At 73.4% G+C, this 18,218-nt stretch carries 15 protein-coding genes and 1 pseudogene; 14 read left to right on the plus strand and 2 right to left on the minus strand.

The window, feature by feature from the left end:
* The first annotated feature begins 163 nt into the window (after positions 1 to 163).
* The 12 genes from ABFY07_RS19500 to aroQ all read left to right on the plus strand — a co-directional run bounded on the left by ABFY07_RS19500 (position 164) and on the right by aroQ (position 14,894).
* Entirely contained in the window at positions 164 to 1,078 is a 915-nt protein-coding gene (locus ABFY07_RS19500) for a carbohydrate ABC transporter permease (RefSeq protein WP_346175710.1), read from the plus strand.
* Positions 1,075 to 1,932 (plus strand): carbohydrate ABC transporter permease, encoded by an 858-nt coding sequence (locus tag ABFY07_RS19505; RefSeq protein WP_065967514.1) that lies wholly within the window; start codon positions 1,075 to 1,077, stop codon positions 1,930 to 1,932. Before ABFY07_RS19500 ends, ABFY07_RS19505 begins: the two co-directional genes overlap by 4 nt.
* Positions 1,929 to 3,275, plus strand: coding sequence for an ABC transporter substrate-binding protein (locus ABFY07_RS19510; RefSeq protein ID WP_346175711.1), 1,347 nt, complete (start codon positions 1,929 to 1,931; stop codon positions 3,273 to 3,275). Before ABFY07_RS19505 ends, ABFY07_RS19510 begins: the two co-directional genes overlap by 4 nt.
* Positions 3,272 to 3,994 carry a glycerophosphodiester phosphodiesterase gene (locus ABFY07_RS19515; protein ID WP_346175712.1) on the plus strand — a complete coding sequence of 241 codons (723 nt, stop codon included), beginning with the start codon at positions 3,272 to 3,274 and terminating at the stop codon, positions 3,992 to 3,994. The genes ABFY07_RS19510 and ABFY07_RS19515 overlap by 4 nt, the downstream gene beginning before the upstream one ends.
* A gap of 163 nt (positions 3,995 to 4,157) precedes the next feature.
* Positions 4,158 to 5,357, plus strand: a complete 1,200-nt coding sequence (locus ABFY07_RS19520; RefSeq protein ID WP_346175713.1) for an acyl-CoA dehydrogenase family protein — start codon at positions 4,158 to 4,160, stop codon at positions 5,355 to 5,357.
* A 347-nt stretch (positions 5,358 to 5,704) separates the two neighbouring features.
* Positions 5,705 to 6,607: an oxygenase MpaB family protein gene (locus ABFY07_RS19530; protein ID WP_346175714.1), complete on the plus strand. Its 903-nt coding sequence runs from the start codon at positions 5,705 to 5,707 to the stop codon at positions 6,605 to 6,607.
* A 57-nt stretch (positions 6,608 to 6,664) separates the two neighbouring features.
* Complete coding sequence (locus ABFY07_RS19535; RefSeq protein ID WP_346175715.1) at positions 6,665 to 9,013, plus strand: serine/threonine-protein kinase; 2,349 nt, start codon at positions 6,665 to 6,667, stop codon at positions 9,011 to 9,013.
* A 54-nt stretch (positions 9,014 to 9,067) separates the two neighbouring features.
* Positions 9,068 to 10,621, plus strand: coding sequence for a phytoene desaturase family protein (locus ABFY07_RS19540; protein WP_346175716.1), 1,554 nt, complete (start codon positions 9,068 to 9,070; stop codon positions 10,619 to 10,621).
* 108 nt (positions 10,622 to 10,729) lie between these two features.
* On the plus strand, positions 10,730 to 11,833 hold the full coding sequence (locus ABFY07_RS19545) for an NAD(P)H-dependent flavin oxidoreductase (RefSeq protein ID WP_346175717.1): 1,104 nt from the start codon (positions 10,730 to 10,732) through the stop codon (positions 11,831 to 11,833).
* Positions 11,834 to 11,921: 88 nt separating this feature from the next.
* Entirely contained in the window at positions 11,922 to 13,481 is a 1,560-nt protein-coding gene (locus ABFY07_RS19550) for an acyl-CoA synthetase (protein WP_346175718.1), read from the plus strand.
* A gap of 19 nt (positions 13,482 to 13,500) precedes the next feature.
* Positions 13,501 to 14,196, plus strand: coding sequence for an alpha/beta fold hydrolase (locus ABFY07_RS19555; protein WP_346175719.1), 696 nt, complete (start codon positions 13,501 to 13,503; stop codon positions 14,194 to 14,196).
* Positions 14,197 to 14,255: 59 nt separating this feature from the next.
* Complete coding sequence (gene aroQ / locus ABFY07_RS19560; RefSeq protein ID WP_346175798.1) at positions 14,256 to 14,894, plus strand: gamma subclass chorismate mutase AroQ; 639 nt, start codon at positions 14,256 to 14,258, stop codon at positions 14,892 to 14,894.
* Here the strand turns inward: aroQ and ABFY07_RS19565 are convergent.
* A complete protein-coding gene (locus ABFY07_RS19565; protein WP_346175720.1) occupies positions 14,872 to 15,258 on the minus strand; it encodes a saccharopine dehydrogenase family protein in 387 nt (128 codons plus the stop codon). The genes aroQ and ABFY07_RS19565 overlap by 23 nt on opposite strands.
* A gap of 36 nt (positions 15,259 to 15,294) precedes the next feature.
* Between ABFY07_RS19565 and ABFY07_RS19570 the strand changes: the two are divergent.
* Positions 15,295 to 15,631, plus strand: a pseudogene (locus ABFY07_RS19570) (helix-turn-helix transcriptional regulator); the annotation flags it as partial.
* Here the strand turns inward: ABFY07_RS19570 and ABFY07_RS19575 are convergent.
* Positions 15,583 to 17,214, minus strand: a complete 1,632-nt coding sequence (locus ABFY07_RS19575; protein WP_346175721.1) for an acyl-CoA synthetase — start codon at positions 17,212 to 17,214, stop codon at positions 15,583 to 15,585. The pseudogene ABFY07_RS19570 and the gene ABFY07_RS19575 overlap by 49 nt on opposite strands.
* Before the next feature lie 162 nt (positions 17,215 to 17,376).
* Here ABFY07_RS19575 and ABFY07_RS19580 point away from each other — a divergent pair, with 162 nt between their 5' ends.
* Entirely contained in the window at positions 17,377 to 18,183 is an 807-nt protein-coding gene (locus ABFY07_RS19580; RefSeq protein ID WP_346175722.1) for a crotonase/enoyl-CoA hydratase family protein, read from the plus strand.
* Positions 18,184 to 18,218: the final 35 nt, after the last annotated feature.

Genomic DNA, 18,218 nt, shown 5'->3' on the forward strand with positions numbered 1-18,218 from the left:
GTTCACGGAAGGAGTGAGAAAACGCCAGCCGCACATGTGAAGTAGGCCAAGTTGTAACACGACAAGGTGTTTCCTTCTCATCAACTCTGTTGGTATCCCTTGGGGCTGTCACCAGCACGTCCCAGGGGACCCTCGGGGCGCAGTTCGGAAGGATCCACTCTCCTTGTCTGCCATCGACGACGCCGGCCGCCGTCTGCGTGCCAGGCGCAGACGGCGCGACTATTTGCTCTTCGCCGCTTTCGCCGCCCCGAACTTCCTGTTCCTCCTGCTCTTCGCCTACTGGCCGGTGGTCTACAACGGCTATCTCAGCCTCACCGACTGGGACATGATCTCCCCGGCCAAGGACTTCGTCGGGCTCGGCAACTACGCCGACCTGCTGACCGACCCCGACTTCCGCACCACCTTGTGGACCACCGTCGTCTTCGTCGTCGGCATCGTGGCCGGCGGCATCGTCCTCGGGCTGGCCACCGCCCTGCTGCTGAACCAGCGGCTGCGCGGCCGCGACGTGGTGCGGACGCTGACCTTCGCCCCGTACGTGCTCTCCGGGGCCGCCGTCGGCACCCTCTGGCTGTTCGTGTTCGACCCCAACTACGGGTTGATACGCCCGCTGATGGCCCCGCTCGGGCTCACCGCCCCGGCGATGACGACCGACTCCAAGTGGGCGCTGACCGGCCTGATCCTGGTCTACCTCTGGAAGAACATCGGATTCGTCGCCGTGGTCTACCTCGCCGGCCTCCAGGGCCTGCCCCGGGAGGTGTACGAGGCCGCCGCCCTGGACGGCGCCGGCCCCTGGACACGACTGCGCCGGATCACCCTCCCGCTGCTCTCACCGGTCACCTTCTTCCTCCTGGTGACCTGCACCATCAGCACCTTCCAGGCGTTCGACGTGCTGGCCGTGATGACCGGCGGCGGCCCGGGCACCTCCACCTCCACCCTCAGCTGGTTCATCTACGACCAGGGATTCCGCGCCTTCGACGCGGGACGCTCCGCCGCCGGCGCGATGATCATGTTCGTGGTGCTGCTGCTGATCACCGCGGGACAGGCCCGCTACCTCGAGCGAAAGGTGCACTACCAGTGACCGCCCTCGACCCGGCGGCGCCCACCCGCCGCCCCGGCGGCCGGGCCCGGCGCCTGGGCCTGTACGCGCTCCTCGTCCTCGTCGCGCTCATCGCGGCCGGCCCGCTGTACTGGCTGGCCTCCTCGGCCCTGAAGACCAACCCCCAGATCTACGCCTACCCGCCCCACTGGGTCCCCACCGACCTGCGCTGGAGCAACTTCTCCGACGCCTGGAACGCCGCCCCCTTCGACCGGTTCTTCCTCAACTCCCTCGTGGTCTCCGTGGTCGGCACCGCCATCGAACTGTGCGCTGCGCTGCTGTGCGCGTACGCCTTCGTCTTCCTGCCCTTCCCCGGCAAGAAGTGGCTGTTCCTCTTCCTCCTCGGCGCCATGATGGTCCCCGGCCATGTCACCCTGCTGCCCAACTTCCTGACCATCGCCCAGCTGGGCTGGGTCAACACCTGGGCCGGGCTGATCGCCCCGGGCCTGGGGTCGGTCTTCGGCACCTTCCTGCTGCGCCAGCACATGCTGACTCTCCCCAAGGAAGTCATGGACGCGGCCCGGATCGACGGGGCCGGCCATCTGCGCACCCTCTTCCGGGTCGTGCTGCCCATGTCCCGGCCCATGGTGATCACCGTCGCGATCGTCGTCATGGTGACCAAGTGGAACGACTTCATCTGGCCGCTGATCGTGACCAGCAGCGCCGACATGCGCACCCTGCCGGTCGGCCTCCTCTTCCTGCGGGACCAGGAGACCTACGCCAACTGGGGCGCCATCCTGGCCGGCACCGTGATGGTGATCCTGCCGGTGCTCGTCGTCTTCTTCATCGCCCAGCGCTACATCATCGCCGGGCTGACCCAGGGAGCCGGGAAGTGAGCCACAGCCTCCCCAGCCGCCGGCGCTTCCTCGCCCTCGCCGCCGGGGCGCCCGCGGCCGCCGCGCTGCTGAGCGCCTGCGGCGCCACCACCGGGCCGGTGAACCAGCCGGGCGGCTCGGTCCCCGACCGGTACGCGGGGCGCACCCGCACCGTCCTGTGGTCCACCTTCGCCGACGTACCCGGCCGCGCCCTCCAGGACCTCGCGGACACGTTCAACCGGCAGCAGCGCGACATCTACGTGGACGTCCAGTTCCAGGGCACCTACGACGAGTGCGCCCAGAAGGCGGTCGTCGGGCTGCTGGCCGGCCAGGCGCCCGACCTGTGCGTGCTGTCCGACGTGAAGTGGTACCGCTTCTACTTCGGCGACGCGCTCGAGCCCTGGGACGAGTACATCGACCCCGGCGAGCTGCGCGCCACCTACAACGCCAGGCTGCTGGGGGAGGGGCGCGTCAGGGGACGCCACTGGTGGCTGCCCCTGGCCCGCTCCACGCCGCTCTTCTACTACAACCGCACCCTCTTCAAGAAGGCCGGAGTACCCGACCGGGCGCCCGAGACCTGGGAGGAGATGTACGGCTGGGCCAAGGAGATCACCCGGCTGAGGACCCAGGGCAAGCGGGTCGCGATGGAGGCGTACCAGAAGATCGACGGGGACTGGCAGTTTCAGTGCACCGCCTGGCAGTGGGGCGGCGCCTACTCCCACGGCCTGGACGTCACCATCGACCACGACGCCACCGTCGCGGCCGGGGAGTGGCAGCGCAAGCTGGTCCACAAGGACCGCATCGCCTACATGTCCACCGACCCGGCCGGGGACATGGGCAACCAGCTGATCGCCACCCTGATCACCTCCACCGGCGGGCTGCGCAAGATCTCCGAGATGGCCAAGGCGGGCGGCTGGGAGCTGGGCACCGGATTCCTGCCCCGCCACAAGGAGTTCGGCGTGACCACGGGCGGCGGCGGGCTCGGCATGTTCAAGCGGGTGCCCAAGGAGCGCAAACAGGCCGCGGCCGAGTTCGTACGCTTCCTGGCCAGGCCGGAGAACGCGGCCCAGTGGACCGTCCAGACCGGCTACCTGCCCGTCGTCCCGGCCGCCACCAAGTCCCCGGCGCTGGCCGGGCTGCTGAAGAAGGACCCCAACTTCTCCACCGCGGTCAGACAACTGCCGCACACCCGCAAGGGCGACCAGGTGCGGATGATGGTGCCCAACGCCAACGTCCAGATCTACACCGGACTCCAGAAGATCTGGACCGGCAACACCCCGGCCCGGCAGGCGTTCTCCGAGGTGGCCACACGGCTGCGCAAGGGCGTCGACCGGCACCGCCAGTCCATCGAGGAGCACCTGTGACCCCACCCGCCACCGCCGCCCCGCCCCCGGCCGCCCGCCCCCTGGTCTACGGCCACCGGGGCGCCAGGGCGGACGAGCCGGAGAACACCCTGCGCTCCTTCCGCCACGCCCACCGGGTCGGCGCCGAGGGCGTCGAACTGGACGTACGGGTCTCCCGCGACGGCCGGCTCGTGGTGATCCACGACGCCACCGTGGACCGCACCACCGACGGCACGGGCGAGGTCGCCTCGCTCTCCCTGGCCGAACTGCGGGAACTCGACGCGGGCCGGGGAGAGCGGATCCCCACCCTGAGCGAGGTCCTGGACGCCTTCCCGGGCCTGGTGCAGGTGGAGATCAAGGCCCCCGAGGCGGTCGAGGCCCTGGCCGAGCTGGACCGGCGCACCCCGCTGCCCCCGCGCGCGGTCCTCACCTCCTTCCACGCCGACATCCTCGACCGCGCCGCGCGGCTGCTGCCCCGGGTGGAACGGGGGCTGATCACCGCCACACCCGGCGAGGACCTGCCCGCCCGCGCCGCCGAGCTGAACGCCACCTGGGTCTGCCCGGAGCTGATACCGGAGCTGACGACCCGGCTGGTGGAGCGGTGCCACGCCCAGGGGGTGCGGGTGGACGCCTGGCCGGCCGCCGACCCCCGACTGCTGGCGCGCTGTGTGGCCCTGGGCGCCGACGCGGTCACCACCGACCATCCCGCGCTGATCGACGGGTGGCTGGGAGCGGCCTGACCGCCCCCGGGCCACCGCCGGTTCGGCCGGGATGTGCCGGGCCCGGACGCCGCCTCGGCGGATGCGACGTCCGGGCCCGCGACCCTTCCGAATTGTTGGAACACGTTCTACCGTGCCCCTCGATGACACGTGGCCGGGCCGACGTGAGACTCCAGGAGGGGCCGTGCACCTCGACTACACCCCCGACCAGCGGCGACTGCGCACCGAACTGCGCGCCTACTTCGCCGAACTGGTCCCCGACAACGCCTACGCCCGCTTCGCCGACCCGGCCGGCCAGAAGCGGTTCTACCGCGAGACCATCCGTCGGCTCGGCGCGGACGGCTGGCTGGGCGTGGGCTGGCCCCGGGAGTACGGCGGGCGGGGGCTGGGCCCGATGGAGCAGTTCATCTTCTTCGACGAGGCCGCCCAGGCCGGCGTACCGCTGCCCCTCATGGCACTCAACACCGTCGGGCCCACCCTCATGCGGTACGGCACCGACGAACAGAAGGAGTACTTCCTGCCGAGGATCCTCTCCGGGGAGATCGACTTCGCCATCGGCTACAGCGAGCCCGACGCGGGCACCGACCTGGCCTCCCTCAAGACCCGTGCCGTGCGCGAGGTGGACGGTGAAGGCAAGCCGACCGGCTACTACACCGTCAACGGACAGAAGACCTGGACCACCAACGGCGACACCGCCGACTGGGTCTGGCTCGCCGTCCGCACCGACCCCGAAGCCAAGCCCCACAAGGGCATCAGCATCCTGCTGGTGCCCACCAGCGACCCCGGCTACTCCTGCACCGTCATCACCACCCTCGCCTCCCACGACACCACCGCCAGCTACTACGAGAACATCCGGGTGCCCACCACCCGCCGGGTCGGCGCCGAGAACGAGGGCTGGCGGCTGATCACCACGCAGCTCAACTACGAGCGCGTCACCCTCGCCGCCCACGGCACGACGGCCATCCGTGCCCTGCGCGGCGTCCGGCAGTGGGCCGCCGACACCAAGCTCGCGGACGGCCGCCGCGTCATCGACCTGGGCTGGGTACGCGGCCGGCTGGCCCGCACCCACGCCAGGCTCGACGCCATGAAGCTGCTCAACTGGCAGATGGTGGACGCCCTCCAGCGCGACACCCTCACCCCCCAGGACGCCTCCGCCGTCAAGGTGTACGGCTCCGAGGCGCGCCGCGACGCCTACGCCTGGCTCATGGAGGTCGTCGGCGCGGCCGGCCCCCTCAAGGAGGGCTCGGCGGGCGCGGTGCTGCACGGCGAACTCGAGCGCGGCTACCGCAGCAGCGTCGTGTTCACCTTCGGCGGCGGCAACAACGAGGTGCAGCGGGAGATCATCTCCTGGATCGGTCTCGGGATGCCCCGGGTGCGCCGCTGAGCCCGAGATATTCCGTGCAGGCGTCGACGGGCCAATGGTGCGCTGTGCCGAGACGTCGGTGACACGGCCACCGGCACGGTCCGGCCGTCCAGCGGGACGTAGAGGGTGTCGCCGATGCGCTCGGTCCCGGAGCGCACCAGAGCCGGCGCGAACGTCCGCCCCAGGGCGTCGCTGCGGTAGCCGGAGGACGTGGCGGGGTTCGAGGCGGCGATCCGCGGCGTGATCTGAGCGTCCCCGTCCCGTGGCGGCCGGCGGCCGCTTCGAACGCTCGCCGCCGGGTCACGGACCCGACCCCCTCCCGCCTGACGGTCGCCGCGCGCATAGTCTGGTCGCGGGAGGTGATGGCCATGGCGCGCGGCCGGACGACGGGCGACCCGGGGCTGTACGGACCCGGTTCGGTCACCTGGCAGACCCACGGCGATCCCATGATGTGGATCGCGGGCGTGCGCGCGCTGTACCTCCAGGCGCTGCACCCGCTCGCGGTGCGCGGCGTCACGCAGAACTCCGACTTCCGCCAGGACGCCTGGGGCCGGCTGCTGCGCACCGCCCGCTTCGTCGCCACCATCACCTACGGCACCACCGAGGAGGCCGAGCGGGCGGGCGCCAGGGTGCGCGGCATCCACCGCCGGCTCACCGTCACCGACCCGGGCACCGGCGCCCGGCGCCGCGTCGACGACCCGGATCTGCTGCTGTGGGTGCACTGCGCCGAGATCGACTCCTATCTGCACGTCGTGCGCCGCTCCGGCTTCCCGCTCACCGACGCCCAGGCCGACGCCTACGTGGCCGAGAACCGCGAATCCGCCCGCCTGGTCGGCCTCGACCCCGCCCGCGTGCCCGCCGACACGGCGCGGCTCGCCGCGTACTTCAAGGAGGTGCGCCCGGCCCTGGCCCACACCCCCGAGGCCGGGGAAGTCGACGCCTTTCTGCGCCGACCGCCCGTCCATCCCCTGCTGGTGCCGGCGCGCGCGGCGTTGTGGGGGCGCGTCGCGGCACTCGCCTACGCCGCCCTGCCCCCGTACGCCCATGAGCTGTACGGCCGCCCGGCCCCCGACCCCGACGTGGTGACCCGCCGGCTCCGCGCGGCCGGCCGGGTGCTGCGCCGTATCCCACCCACGCTTCGCTGGCAGCTGCCGCCCAAACACATCCTGCGGGCCGTCGAACGGCTCGGGCCCGGCACGCGCCCTTCGGTCTACACCTTGCGCCACAACGCGGCCATACTGGACAACGGGGACGCGTCGAGGGCTCCATGACGAGCCGTCGGCTTCCACGGGGGCGGCGGGGGCACTCCCGCCGGAGGCAGGGGGACCATGGCGGAGACCAGGCTGATCCAGGGCCGGTACCGGCTGCTCGAGCTGATCGGGCGCGGGGGGATGGGTGAGGTGTGGCGGGCGCTCGACGAGTCGCTCGGGCGGCGCGTCGCCGTCAAGTGCCTCAAGCCGATGAGGCCGCAGCGCGACCCGTCCTTCGCGGAGGCGCTGCGTGAGCGGTTCCGCCGCGAGGGGCGGGTCGCGGCCTCGCTGCAGCACCGCGGGGTGACGGTGGTGCACGACTTCGGGGAGCACGGAGGCGTCCCGTATCTGGTGATGGAGCTGCTGGAGGGCCGCAACCTCAGCCAGCTCCTGGAGGACAACGAGCGGCGTCCGCTGCCGGTCCCCGATGTCCTGGACATCGCCGGCCAGCTCGCCGTCGCCCTCGCGTACACCCACGACCAGGGCGTCGTCCACCGGGACCTCAAGCCCGCCAACATCATGCGGCTGGCCGACGGATCGGTGAAGATCTGCGACTTCGGCATCGCCCGGCTCGGCCGTGACATCGGCTTCACGGCCCGGCTGACCGGGACGGGCATCGCCATGGGCACCCCGCACTACATGTCGCCCGAGCAGATCGCGGGCGGCTCCGTCGACCACCGCAGCGATCTGTACTCCCTCGGCTGCGTGCTGTACGAACTGTCCGCCGGCGCCCCGCCGTTCGACCTCGACGACGCCTGGGCGGTGCTCGTCGGCCACCGCGACACCACGCCCGAGCCGCTCCGCGGGCAGCGGCCGGAGATCCCCGAGCCCTTCGAGCGGGTGATCCTCGACCTGCTCGCCAAGGACCCCGAGGACCGGCCGCGCGACGCGTCCGACGTGGCCAAGCGGATCGCCCTCGCCCGGGCGACCTGGGGAGCCGGGCAGCCGCTGGTCCCCGCGTGGACCCTGCCGGGGTCCGGCGCGGACCTCCCCGCCCGCCCACGGCCGCGCCTGCCCGCGTGGGCCCGGCACATGAGCACCGGCACCCCGGCGGCCCCGGCCGCCCGGGCCGCAGAGCGGCCGGTCCCGCCGGGCGGCACCGGCGGGGGCGCGTGGACTGGCGGGGGCGCGAAGGGCGACGGGGGCCCGTCAGCGGGGGAGGGCGGGCTCACCGGGGCGTGGACCGGCGGCCCGGCCCCGCCCGCCCGGCCGCCCACGCCCGGTCCACCGCCCCCGCCGTCGGGCCTGCTCGCCACGCTCCGGCCGCCCACGCCCGGTCCACCGCCCCCGCCGTCGGGCCTGCTCGCCACGCTCGCCGTCCGGCACACCATCGGGGCGAGCCTGGCCCTCCAGGGCCGCTGGGAGGAGGCGGGCCGGACCCACCGGGAGGTCGCCGCCGAGCGGGAGCGCCTGCTGGGCCCCGACCACCCCGACACCCTCGCCAGCCGCTACGAGGCGGCATGCGCCCTGGGGCGGCTGGGCCGCCACGGTGACGCGCTGGACGAGCACGGGCGGGTGGCGGCGGGCCGCGAGCGGGTGCTCGGGCCCGACCACCCGGACACGCTGGCCGCCCGGCAGGAGACCGCCCTGGCGCTGAGCCGCCTCGGCCGCCACGCCGAGGCCCACCGGGTCTACGCCGCCGTGCTCGCGGCCCGCGAGCGGACCATGGGCGCCGACCACCCCGACACGCTGCGCTGCCGCCACAACCTCGCCTTCAACCTGGGCCGCCTGGGGCGGCTCGAGGACTGCCACCGCATGGCCTGCGAGGTGGCCGCCGCCCGCGCCCGGGTCCTCGGCCCCGACCATCCCGACACCCTGGTCACCCGCTATGAGGTGGCGTACGCGCTCGGCCGGCTGGGCCGCTGGAGCGAGGCGCTCCGCACCTACCGCGAGGTGGCCGCCGCCCGCGCCCGGGTCCTCGGCCCCGACCACCCGGACACCCTCGCGGCCCGCTACGAGGCCGGCATCAGCCTGGGCCGGCTCGGCCGCGGCGCGGAGGCCGAGGTCCTCTATCGCGCCCTCGTCGACGACCGCACCCGCGCCCAGGGCCCCACCCACCCGGAGACCCTGCGCGCCCGCCACGCCCTCGGCGTCAACCTGGGCCGCCTCGGCCGCTGGGAGGAGGCCCTGGCCGAGGCCCGCGACGTCGTCGCCCTCCGCGAGCGCGCCCTGGGCCCCGACCACCCCGACACCCTGGTCAGCCGGCGGGAGGTGGCGGTGGCCCTCGGCTGGCTCGGCGAGTGGACCGACGCCCTGGAGCTGTACCGCCAGGTCGCCCGGGCCCGCGAGCGGGTCCTGGGCGCCGACCACCCCGACACCCTCGCCGGCCGCGACGACGAGGCGCGCTGCCTGGAGCAACTGGGGCGGCACACGGAGGCCGGCGAGCTGTACCGGCGGACGGCGTCGGCGCCGCGCCGGCAGGCGTGAGACCCCGCCCCGCCGCGTCTGGCCCCGGGGATCACCGCGTGCTAGTCAGGAGGTATGCCTCACAGCGACGCGTACGACGCCGTCATCGTCGGCGGCGGCCACAACGGCCTGGTCGCCGCCGCCTACCTGGCCCGCGCCGGCCGCAGGGTGCTCCTCATGGAGCGGCTCGGCCACACCGGCGGCGCGGCCGTCTCCACGCGCCCCTTCGCCGGGCTCGACGCACGCCTCTCCCGCTACTCCTACCTGGTGAGCCTGCTGCCGCGGCGGATCGTGGACGACCTGGGCCTGCGCTTCTCCCTCGCCAAGCGGACCGTGTCCTCGTACACCCCCGCCGTCCGGGGCGGGCGTCCCACCGGGCTGCTGGTGGACGGCGACACCGCCCGCACCCGCGAGTCGTTCGCCCGGATCACCGGCTCGGAGCGCGAGTACGAGTCCTGGCGGCGGTTCTACGGGATGACCCGGCGGGTGGCCGAGCGGGTCTTCCCCACGCTCACCGAACCGCTGCCCACCCGCGAGGCGCTGCGCGCGCGGATCGGCGACGAGACGGCCTGGCGGGCGCTGTTCGAGCGGCCCCTCGGCGAGGCCGTCGAGGCGGCGTTCGAGGACGATTTGGTCCGGGGCGTGGTCCTCACCGACGCGCTGATCGGCACCTTCAGCCACGCCCACGACCCGTCGCTGCGTCAGAACCGCTGCTTCCTCTACCACGTGATCGGCGGCGGCACCGGCGACTGGGACGTGCCGATCGGCGGCATGGGCGCGCTGACCGACGCGCTCGCGGACGCGGCCCGCGCGGCGGGCGCCCGGATCGCCACCGGCTGTGAGGTCACCGCCATCGCCACCGACGGGAAGACCGCGGAGGTGATGTTCCGCGACGCGGACGGGGAGGGCCTGGTGGCGGCCAGGCATGTGCTGGTCGGCGCCGCCCCGCGGGAGCTGGCCGGGCTGCTGGGCGACGAGCCGCCGGCCCCGCCCGCCGAGGGCGCGCAGCTCAAGGTGAACATGCTGCTGCGCCGGCTGCCCGCGCTGCGCGACCCCGACGTCGACCCGCGCGAGGCGTTCGCCGGTACCTTCCACATCGCCGAGGGGTACGGCGACCTGGAGGCCGCCTACGGCCAGGCCGCGGCGGGCAAGCTGCCGTCGCGGCCGCCCTCCGAGATCTACTGCCACTCGCTGACCGACCCGTCGATCCTGGCCCCCGAACTGGCCCGCGAGGGCTGTCAGACGCTGACCCTGTTCGGGCTGCAGACCCCCGCGCGCCTCTTCGCCGGGGACCACGACACCGCGCTCGCCGCGCTCCTGGAGGCCACCCTCGAACTGCTCGACGCCCAGCTCGCCGAGCCGATCGCCGACTGCCTCGCGTACGACGCCGAGGGCATGCCCTGCATCGAGGCCAAGAGCCCGCTGGACCTGGAACGCGAGCTGCGGCTGCCCGGCGGCAACATCTTCCACCGCGAGCTGGCCTTCCCCTACGCCCAGGAAGGGACGGGCCGCTGGGGCGTGGAGACGCGCCACGCCAATGTGCTGCTGTGCGGCGCGGGCGCGGTGCGCGGCGGCGGGGTGAGCGGGATCCCGGGGCACAACGCGGCCATGGCGGTCCTGGGCCGGTAGGGGTCTCTCCGAATTGCCTGGCCGCGCGGCCCCAGGATGCAAGAAAATTCTGACGGAGCGTCAGAAAAACTCTTCCTTCGTCCGGCCCGCTGCGGCATCCTGCCGCCCATGGAGACGGGCCTGAGCAAGAAACTGGGTGTCGAGCACGCCATCTTCGGCTTCACGCCGTTCCCCGCCGTCGCCGCGGCGATCACCCGGGCCGGCGGGTTCGGCGTGCTCGGCGCGGTCCGCTACGGCGCGCCGGACGAGCTGGCGCGCGACCTGGACTGGGTGCAGGCACACACCGACGGCAAGCCGTACGGCCTCGACGTCGTCATGCCCGCGAAGAAGGTCGAGGGGGTGACCGAGGCGGACATCGAGGCGATGATCCCCGAAGGACACCGCCGGTTCGTCCAGGAGACCCTCGCCAAGCACGGCGTGCCCGAACTCCCCGAGGGCGAGGCCTCGGGCTGGCGGATCACCGGCTGGCTGGAGCACGTCGCGCGCGGCCAGCTGGACGTCGCCTTCGACTATCCCGTGAAGCTCCTGGCCAACGCCCTGGGCTCGCCGCCCGCCGACGTCGTCGAACGCGCCCACGACCACGGCATCCTCGTCGCCGCGCTCGCGGGCAGCGCGCGCCACGCGCTCCACCACAAGGACGCGGGTCTCGACATCGTGGTCGCCCAGGGCTACGAGGCGGGCGGCCACACCGGCGAGATCGCGTCCATGGTGCTCACCCCCGAGGTGGTCCGGGCCGTGGACCCGCTGCCCGTGCTCGCGGCCGGCGGCATCGGCAGCGGTGAGCAGATCGCCGCCGGGCTCGCGCTCGGCGCGCAGGGCGTCTGGCTCGGCTCCATCTGGCTCACCACCGACGAGGCCGCGCTCACCTCACCCGCCCTCACCCGCAAACTGCTCGCCGCCGGATCCGGCGACACCGTCCGCTCCCGCGCCCTCACCGGCAAGCCCGCCCGGCAGCTGCGCACCGAATGGACCGACGCCTGGGAGGACCCCGAGGGCCCGGACCCGCTGCCCATGCCACTGCAGGGGCTGCTCGTGGCCGAGGCCGTCTCCCGCATCCAGAAGTACGAGGTGGAGCCGCTGCTCGGCACGCCCGTCGGGCAGATCGTCGGCCGGATGGACACCAAACGCCCGGTGCAGGCCGTCTTCGACGACCTGACCCGCGGCTTCGAGCGCGCCATCGACCGGATCAACCGCATCGCCGGACGCGCCTGACACCGCCCGCCTCCCCGCCCCGCCGCCCCACCGCCCCACCGCCACCGAACCCCGCCCGTCACGCCGCCAGAAGGAGGACCGGACCCTCATGTCCCGTACACCCAACGGCTTCTGGGCCCAGGCCGCGCTCGAACCCGACCGCACCGCCCTCATCGCCCCCGACGGCGAGGAATGGACCGCCGCCCGGCTGCACGCCGACTGCAACCGGCTCGTCGACGGGCTGCGCGCCGCGGGGCTGCGGCGGGGCGACGCCTTCGCGGTGGTGCTGCCCAACGGCGCCGAGTTCTTCACGGCCGCGCTCGCCGCCACCCAGGCCGGCTTCTACCTGGTGCCCGTCAACCACCACCTCGTCGGCCCGGAGATCGCCTGGATCGTCTCCGACTCCGGCGCCAAGGTGCTGATCGCCCACGAGCGCTTCGGCCGGCAGGCCACCTGGGCCGCCGACGAGGCCGGCCTGCCCGCCACCCACCGCTACGCGGTCGGCGCCGTGGACGGCTTCCGCCCCTACGCCGAGCTGCTGGAGGGGCGCTCCGAGCGGCCCCCCGCCGACCGCGAGGTGGGCTGGGTGATGAACTACACCTCCGGCACCACCGGCCGCCCGCGCGGCATCCGGCGCCCACTGACCGGAGCCCTCCCAGAGGACGCCCACCTCGGCGGCTTCCTGCGCTTCTTCGGCATCAAACCCCGCGACGAGGAGCCCGACAACGTCCACCTGGTCTGCTCACCGCTCTACCACACCGCGGTGCTCCAGTTCGCCTCCTCCGCCCTGCACATCGGCCACCCCCTGGTCCTCATGGACAAGTGGACGCCCGAGGAGATGCTGCGCCTCATCGACACCCACCGCTGCACCCACACCCACATGGTCCCCACCCAGTTCCACCGGCTGCTCGCGCTCCCCGAAGAGGTCAGGCGGCGCTACGACGTGTCCTCCATGCGCCACGCCATCCACGGGGCCGCGCCCTGCCCCGACCACGTCAAGCGCGCGATGATCGACTGGTGGGGCGGCTGTGTCGAGGAGTACTACGCTGCCAGCGAGGGGGGCGGAGCCTTCGCCACCGCCGAGGACTGGCTCAAGAAGCCGGGGACGGTCGGCAAGCCCTGGCCGATCAGTGAACTGGCCATCTTCGACGACGAGGGCAACCGGCTCCCGGCCGGCGAACTCGGCACCGTCTACATGCGGATGAGCACCGGAGGGTTCGCCTACCACAAGGACGAGGCCAAGACCCGCAAGAACCGCATCGGCGACTTCTTCACCGTCGGCGACCTCGGCCTGCTCGACGAGGACGGCTATCTCTACCTCCGCGACCGCAAGATCGACCTGATCATCTCGGGCGGCGTCAACATCTACCCGGCCGAGATCGAGGCCGAACTGCTCACCCACCCCGCCGTCGCCGACGCCGCCGCCTTCGGCATCCCGCACGACGACTGGGGCGAGGAGGTCAAGGCGGTCGTGGAGCCCGCCCCCGGCCACGAACCGGGCCCCGAGCTGGAGCGGGCACTGCTCGCCCACTGCGAGGGCAGGCTGGCGGGATACAAGCGCCCCAAGTCGGTGGACTTCGTGACCGAGATGCCGCGGGACCCCAACGGCAAACTCTACAAGCGGCGGCTGCGCGAGCCGTACTGGAAGGGACGTGAGCGAGCGGTGTGACGCGGGTACTCTCGCCCCTATGCACACACTTGACGCGGTCGAGGTGGACGGGGTCGAGCTGACCTACCGGGTGTGGGGCCGGCGCGAGGCGCCGCCCGTCCTGCTGCTGGCCGGACTCGGCGCGGACGGCACCGACTGGCTGGGAATCGCCCCCGAACTCGCCCGCGCCCTGCGGGTGTACGCGCTCGACCTGCGCGGTCACGGGGCCAGCGACTGGCCCGGGGACTACGCCCTGGAGCGGCTGCGCGACGATGTCGCCGGCTTTCTCGCGGCCCTCGGCCTGCCCCGCGTCTCGGTCGTCGGGCACTCCTACGGCGGGGTGGTCGGCTACCTCCTGGCCCAGCGGTACCCGGGCCTCGTCGAGCGGCTGGTGATCGAGGACGCCCCGCCGCTGGTGCCCCAGGACCCGCCACTGGAGGTGCCCCCGCGCCCGGAGGGGCGGCTGGCCTTCGACTGGGCGGTCAAGACCCAGTTCATCGAGCAGCGCAACGCGCCCGACCCGCGGTGGGTCGAGGACATGGCGGCCATCACCGCCCCGACCCTGGTCATCGGCGGCGGCCCGGACAGCCCCATGCCCCAGGAGCTGCTGGCCGACATGGCCGAGCGAATACCCGACTGCCGGCTGGTCACCATCGACGCGGGCCACCTCGTCCACGAGAAGCGCCCCGAGGAGTTCCTGGCCGCCGTCCGGCCCTTCCTGGAGGCGGGGGAGTGACCGCGCACACCACCCGACCGCTGCGCCGCGCGCTGACCGCCGCCGCGGCCCTGGGCCTGATGGCCGCCGCGGCCCCGGCCGCCGCCGCGACCGGCCCCGGCCCGGCCGCCGCCACGGGTCCCGCTTCGGTTTCCGCTACGGCTTCCGCCTCCACGGGGGCGCCGGCCCGTCCGTACGACCGGCTGCTGCCGGTGGCCGACCTGTCCGCCCAGCGGCTGCTGACCGCCGATCAGGTGGCCGCCTCGAAGTACCGATATCCGGCTCCGCCGGGCGGGGGCACCGACAGCCCCATCGACGACCCCGTCCGCGAGCGGCAGGTCCTGGAGGCCGTGGCCGCGCGCGCCCGCGAGCTGGGCGCGGACCCGGAGGCGACCGTACGCGTCTTCCGCGACCAGATCGAGGCCAACAAGCTCGTCCAGCGCGATCTCTTCCGGCGCTGGGACGCCGACCCCGCCCAGGCGCCCACCGAACGCCCGGACCTGGCGAAGGTCCGGCTGGAGATCAACCGGATCAACGGCGAACTGGTGCGGGCCATCGCGGACTCGGCCGGGGCCCGGGCGGAGCGGTCGTGCGCGGGATGGCTCACCGCGGCCGCGGCCCACACGCGTCACGACAGGCGGCTGGACGCGTTGCACACCGCGGCGCTGGAGCGGTCGCTGCGCTCGGTGTGCGCGGCTACACCTGACGGGCGCCGCTGACGGACCAGCTGACCCCGTGGTCCCCGAGGAAGTCGAGGAAGCCGGCGGCGTCGAAGGCCTGGGCCGGGGCGAGGACCCCCGCCGGGGCGCCGTCGGCGGCGAGGCGGCGGGCCGCCTCCACCGCGATCACGGCGGTGGTGCCGTACGCGTCCGAGCCGCGCACCTCGCCCCGGGCGCTCCGGCCGCCGGCGCCCAGCACCTCCACCGCGAAGGCCCATCGCATCGCCTGGCGCTGCGCGGCCGTGGGGCCTTCCGGCACCTGCTCCGCCAGCTCGGGCGACAGCCGCGCGAACAGCTCGTACACCCCCTGGGAGGCGAGCCCCTCCACATGGCGGGTGGGCACATGGCGGGGGACCGTCACCACCGCGGGCAGCGGGAACCGCACCACGGCCGTCGGCGCCGAGCCGTCCACCGCGACCCCGCCCACCCCTGGACGGTGGAGACGCTGGGGGCAGGCCGCGGGGCTCTCCCGGGCGGCCTTCGCCCGGCGCTTCACGGCGCTCGCGGGCCGCTCGCCGCTCGCGTATCTGACCTGGTGGCGGATGACGCTGGCGGCCCGGCTGCTGCGCGAGTCGGAGCTGCCGCTGCGCGCGGTGGCCGAGCGTAGCGGCTACACCTCGGAGTTCGCCTTCGCCAAGGCCTTCAAGCGGGAGTACGGGGTCGCGCCCGGCGGCTACCGGCGGCGCGGTCAGGAGTCCGAGGCGGCGCCGGCCGCGACGTCCCTGGCCCAGCGGTAGTCCGCCTTGCCGCTGGGCGACCGCTGGATGTGGTCGCTGAAGACGACCGTACGCGGGATCTTGTAGCCGGCGAGCCGGGTGCGGCAGTGCGCCCGTACGGCCTCGGCCGTGAGCCGGTCCGCCCCCTGGCGGGGCTGGACGACGGCCGCCACGCGGCTGCCCCAGCGCTCGTCCGGCACGCCCGCCACCAGCGCGTCGTACACATCCGGGTGGGCCTTGAGTGCCTGCTCGACCTCTTCCGGATAGACCTTCTCGCCGCCGGTGTTGATGCACTGCGAGCCCCGTCCGAGGACCGTGATCACGCCGTCCTCGTCGACCGTGCCCATGTCGCCGAGCAGCACCCAGCGCTCGCCGTCCGCCTCGAAGAACGTCTCGGCGGTTTTCTTCGGGTCGTTGTAGTAGCCGAGCGGCACATGGCCGCGCTGGGCGATACGGCCGGGCTCGCCGGGGGCCACGGGCCGGTGCGTCGCCGGGTCGATCACCCGGGTGCGGGCGTTGACCCGCAGCCGGAAGCCCGTCTGGGGGCCGGCGTCCTCGGTGGCGGTGCCGTTGAACCCGGACTCGGAGGAGCCGAAGTTGTTCAGCAGCACGGTGTGCGGCGCCAGCGCGGCGAACTGGGCCCGCACGGTGTCCGACAGCACCGCCCCGGAGCTGCTGACGCTGAACAGCGAGGAGCAGTCGACGCCCTTGAGCGGGCCGGCCAGGGCGTCCACCAGCGGGCGCAGCATCGCGTCGCCGACCAGGGAGACGCAGGTGACCTTCTCCTTCTCGACCGTGCGCAGCACGTCCTCGGGCACGAACTTCCGGTGGAGGACCACCTTCTGGCCGAAGTTGAAGGCGATGAAGGCCGTGAGCGTGGAGGTGCCGTGCATCAGCGGCGGAGTGGGGAAGAACACCAGGCCCTCGCCGCCCGCCGCGACCCGCTCGGCCAGCTCCTCGGGGCGGCCGACCGGCTCGCCGGTGGGCGCCCCGCCGCCGAGCCCGGAGAAGAACAGGTCCTCCTGCCGCCACAGCACCCCCTTGGGCATGCCCGTGGTGCCCCCGGTGTAGATGATGAACCGGTCGTCGCCCGAGCGCGCGGGGAAGTCGCGCACGGGCGAGCCCTGGGCCTCGGCCTCCTCGAAGGGCACGGGCGCGGGGTCAGGCACCGGGCCGTCCCCGGCCGGGGCGCCGACCCGGACGAGGTGGCGCACGGTGCCGGCGCGGGGGAGCGCGGCGGCCACCCGGTCGCCGAACTCGGCGTCGTACACCAGCGCCGCCAGGTCCGCGTCCCGGTAGAGGTAGACCAGCTCGTCCTCGACATAGCGGTAGTTGACGTTCACCGGCACGGCCCGGATCTTCAGGCAGGCCAGGGAGGTCTGGAGGTACTCCACGCCGTTGTACAGGTGCAGGCCGACGTGTTCTCCCGGACGCACGCCGGATTCACGCAGATGGTGGGCGAGCCGGTTGGCGGCCGCGTCCAGCTCGGCGTAGGTCAGCCGCCGCTCGGCCCCGGTGCCGGGGTGGTCGAGATACACCAGCGCCTCTCTGCCGGGCACCGTGTCGACGATCGACTCGAACAGGTCGGCAAGGTTGTACTCCACGGCTCCTCCTGACCTGGCAGCGGCGGGCTCGGCGGTCATTGGAGCGCCGTACGGAAGAGATGTGAAGGCACACGGCCAATAAATCTGACTGGTCATCAGATTTCTCTTGAAGTCGTCCGGCACCTCCTGCAACCTGTTCTGGGTCGAGACGGGAGGACTGCCGTGACAAGCGGGACCGAACACCTGACGGTGGAGCGCGTCGGCGCGACGCTGGTACTCACCCTGAACCGTCCAGAGGCCAGGAACGCGCTCTCGCTGCCGATGCTGGTCGGCCTCCACGACGGCTGGGCCACGGCCGACGAGGACGACGACATCCGCTCGGTGGTGCTCACCGGGGCCGGCGGCTCCTTCTGCGCGGGCATGGATCTCAAGGCCCTCGCCGGCGGGGACGGAATGGCCGGACAGCACTACCGGGACCGGCTGCGGGCCGATCCCGACCTGCACTGGAAGGCGATGCTCCGGCACCACCGGCCGCGCAAGCCGGTGATCGCCGCCGTCGAAGGCCACTGCGTGGCGGGCGGCACGGAAATCCTCCAGGGCACCGACATCCGCCTCGCGGGCCGCGGCGCCACCTTCGGACTCTTCGAGGTCAGACGCGGGCTGTTCCCCATCGGCGGCTCCACGGTCCGCCTCGCCCGCCAGGTCCCGCGCACCCACGCGCTGGAGATGCTGCTGACCGGACGCCCCTACACCGCCGAGGAGGCCGAGCGGATCGGCCTGATCGGCCGGGTCGTGCCCGACGGCACGGCCCTGGAGACGGCCCTGGAGATCGCCGGGCTGATCAACGCCAATGGCCCGCTGGCCGTCGAGGCCGTCAAGGCGTCCGTGTACGAGACGGCCGAGATGACCGAAACCGACGGCCTGAAGTCCGAACTCGAACGCGGCTGGCCCATCTTCGACACCGCCGACGCCAAGGAGGGCTCGAAGGCCTTCGCGGAGAAGCGCCCCCCGGTCTACCGCCGGGCCTGAACACCTACCCGGCCGCGACGAAGGAGACGCACACC

This window comes from Streptomyces sparsogenes subsp. cuspidosporus, assembly GCF_039532705.1.
Lineage (GTDB): Bacteria > Actinomycetota > Actinomycetes > Streptomycetales > Streptomycetaceae > Streptomyces > Streptomyces sparsogenes.

What these genes read in the sequence shown, in the direction of transcription:
- ABFY07_RS19550 (WP_346175718.1), top strand. Translation starts at nt 11,922, where the DNA reads ATGTCCCGTACACCCAACGGCTTCTGGGCCCAGGCCGCGCTCGAACCC.
- ABFY07_RS19530 (WP_346175714.1), top strand. Translation starts at nt 5,705, where the DNA reads ATGGCGCGCGGCCGGACGACGGGCGACCCGGGGCTGTACGGACCCGGT.
- ABFY07_RS19555 (WP_346175719.1), top strand. Translation starts at nt 13,501, where the DNA reads ATGCACACACTTGACGCGGTCGAGGTGGACGGGGTCGAGCTGACCTAC.
- ABFY07_RS19545 (WP_346175717.1), top strand. Translation starts at nt 10,730, where the DNA reads ATGGAGACGGGCCTGAGCAAGAAACTGGGTGTCGAGCACGCCATCTTC.
- ABFY07_RS19540 (WP_346175716.1), top strand. Translation starts at nt 9,068, where the DNA reads ATGCCTCACAGCGACGCGTACGACGCCGTCATCGTCGGCGGCGGCCAC.
- ABFY07_RS19535 (WP_346175715.1), top strand. Translation starts at nt 6,665, where the DNA reads ATGGCGGAGACCAGGCTGATCCAGGGCCGGTACCGGCTGCTCGAGCTG.
- aroQ (WP_346175798.1), top strand. Translation starts at nt 14,256, where the DNA reads ATGGCCGCCGCGGCCCCGGCCGCCGCCGCGACCGGCCCCGGCCCGGCC.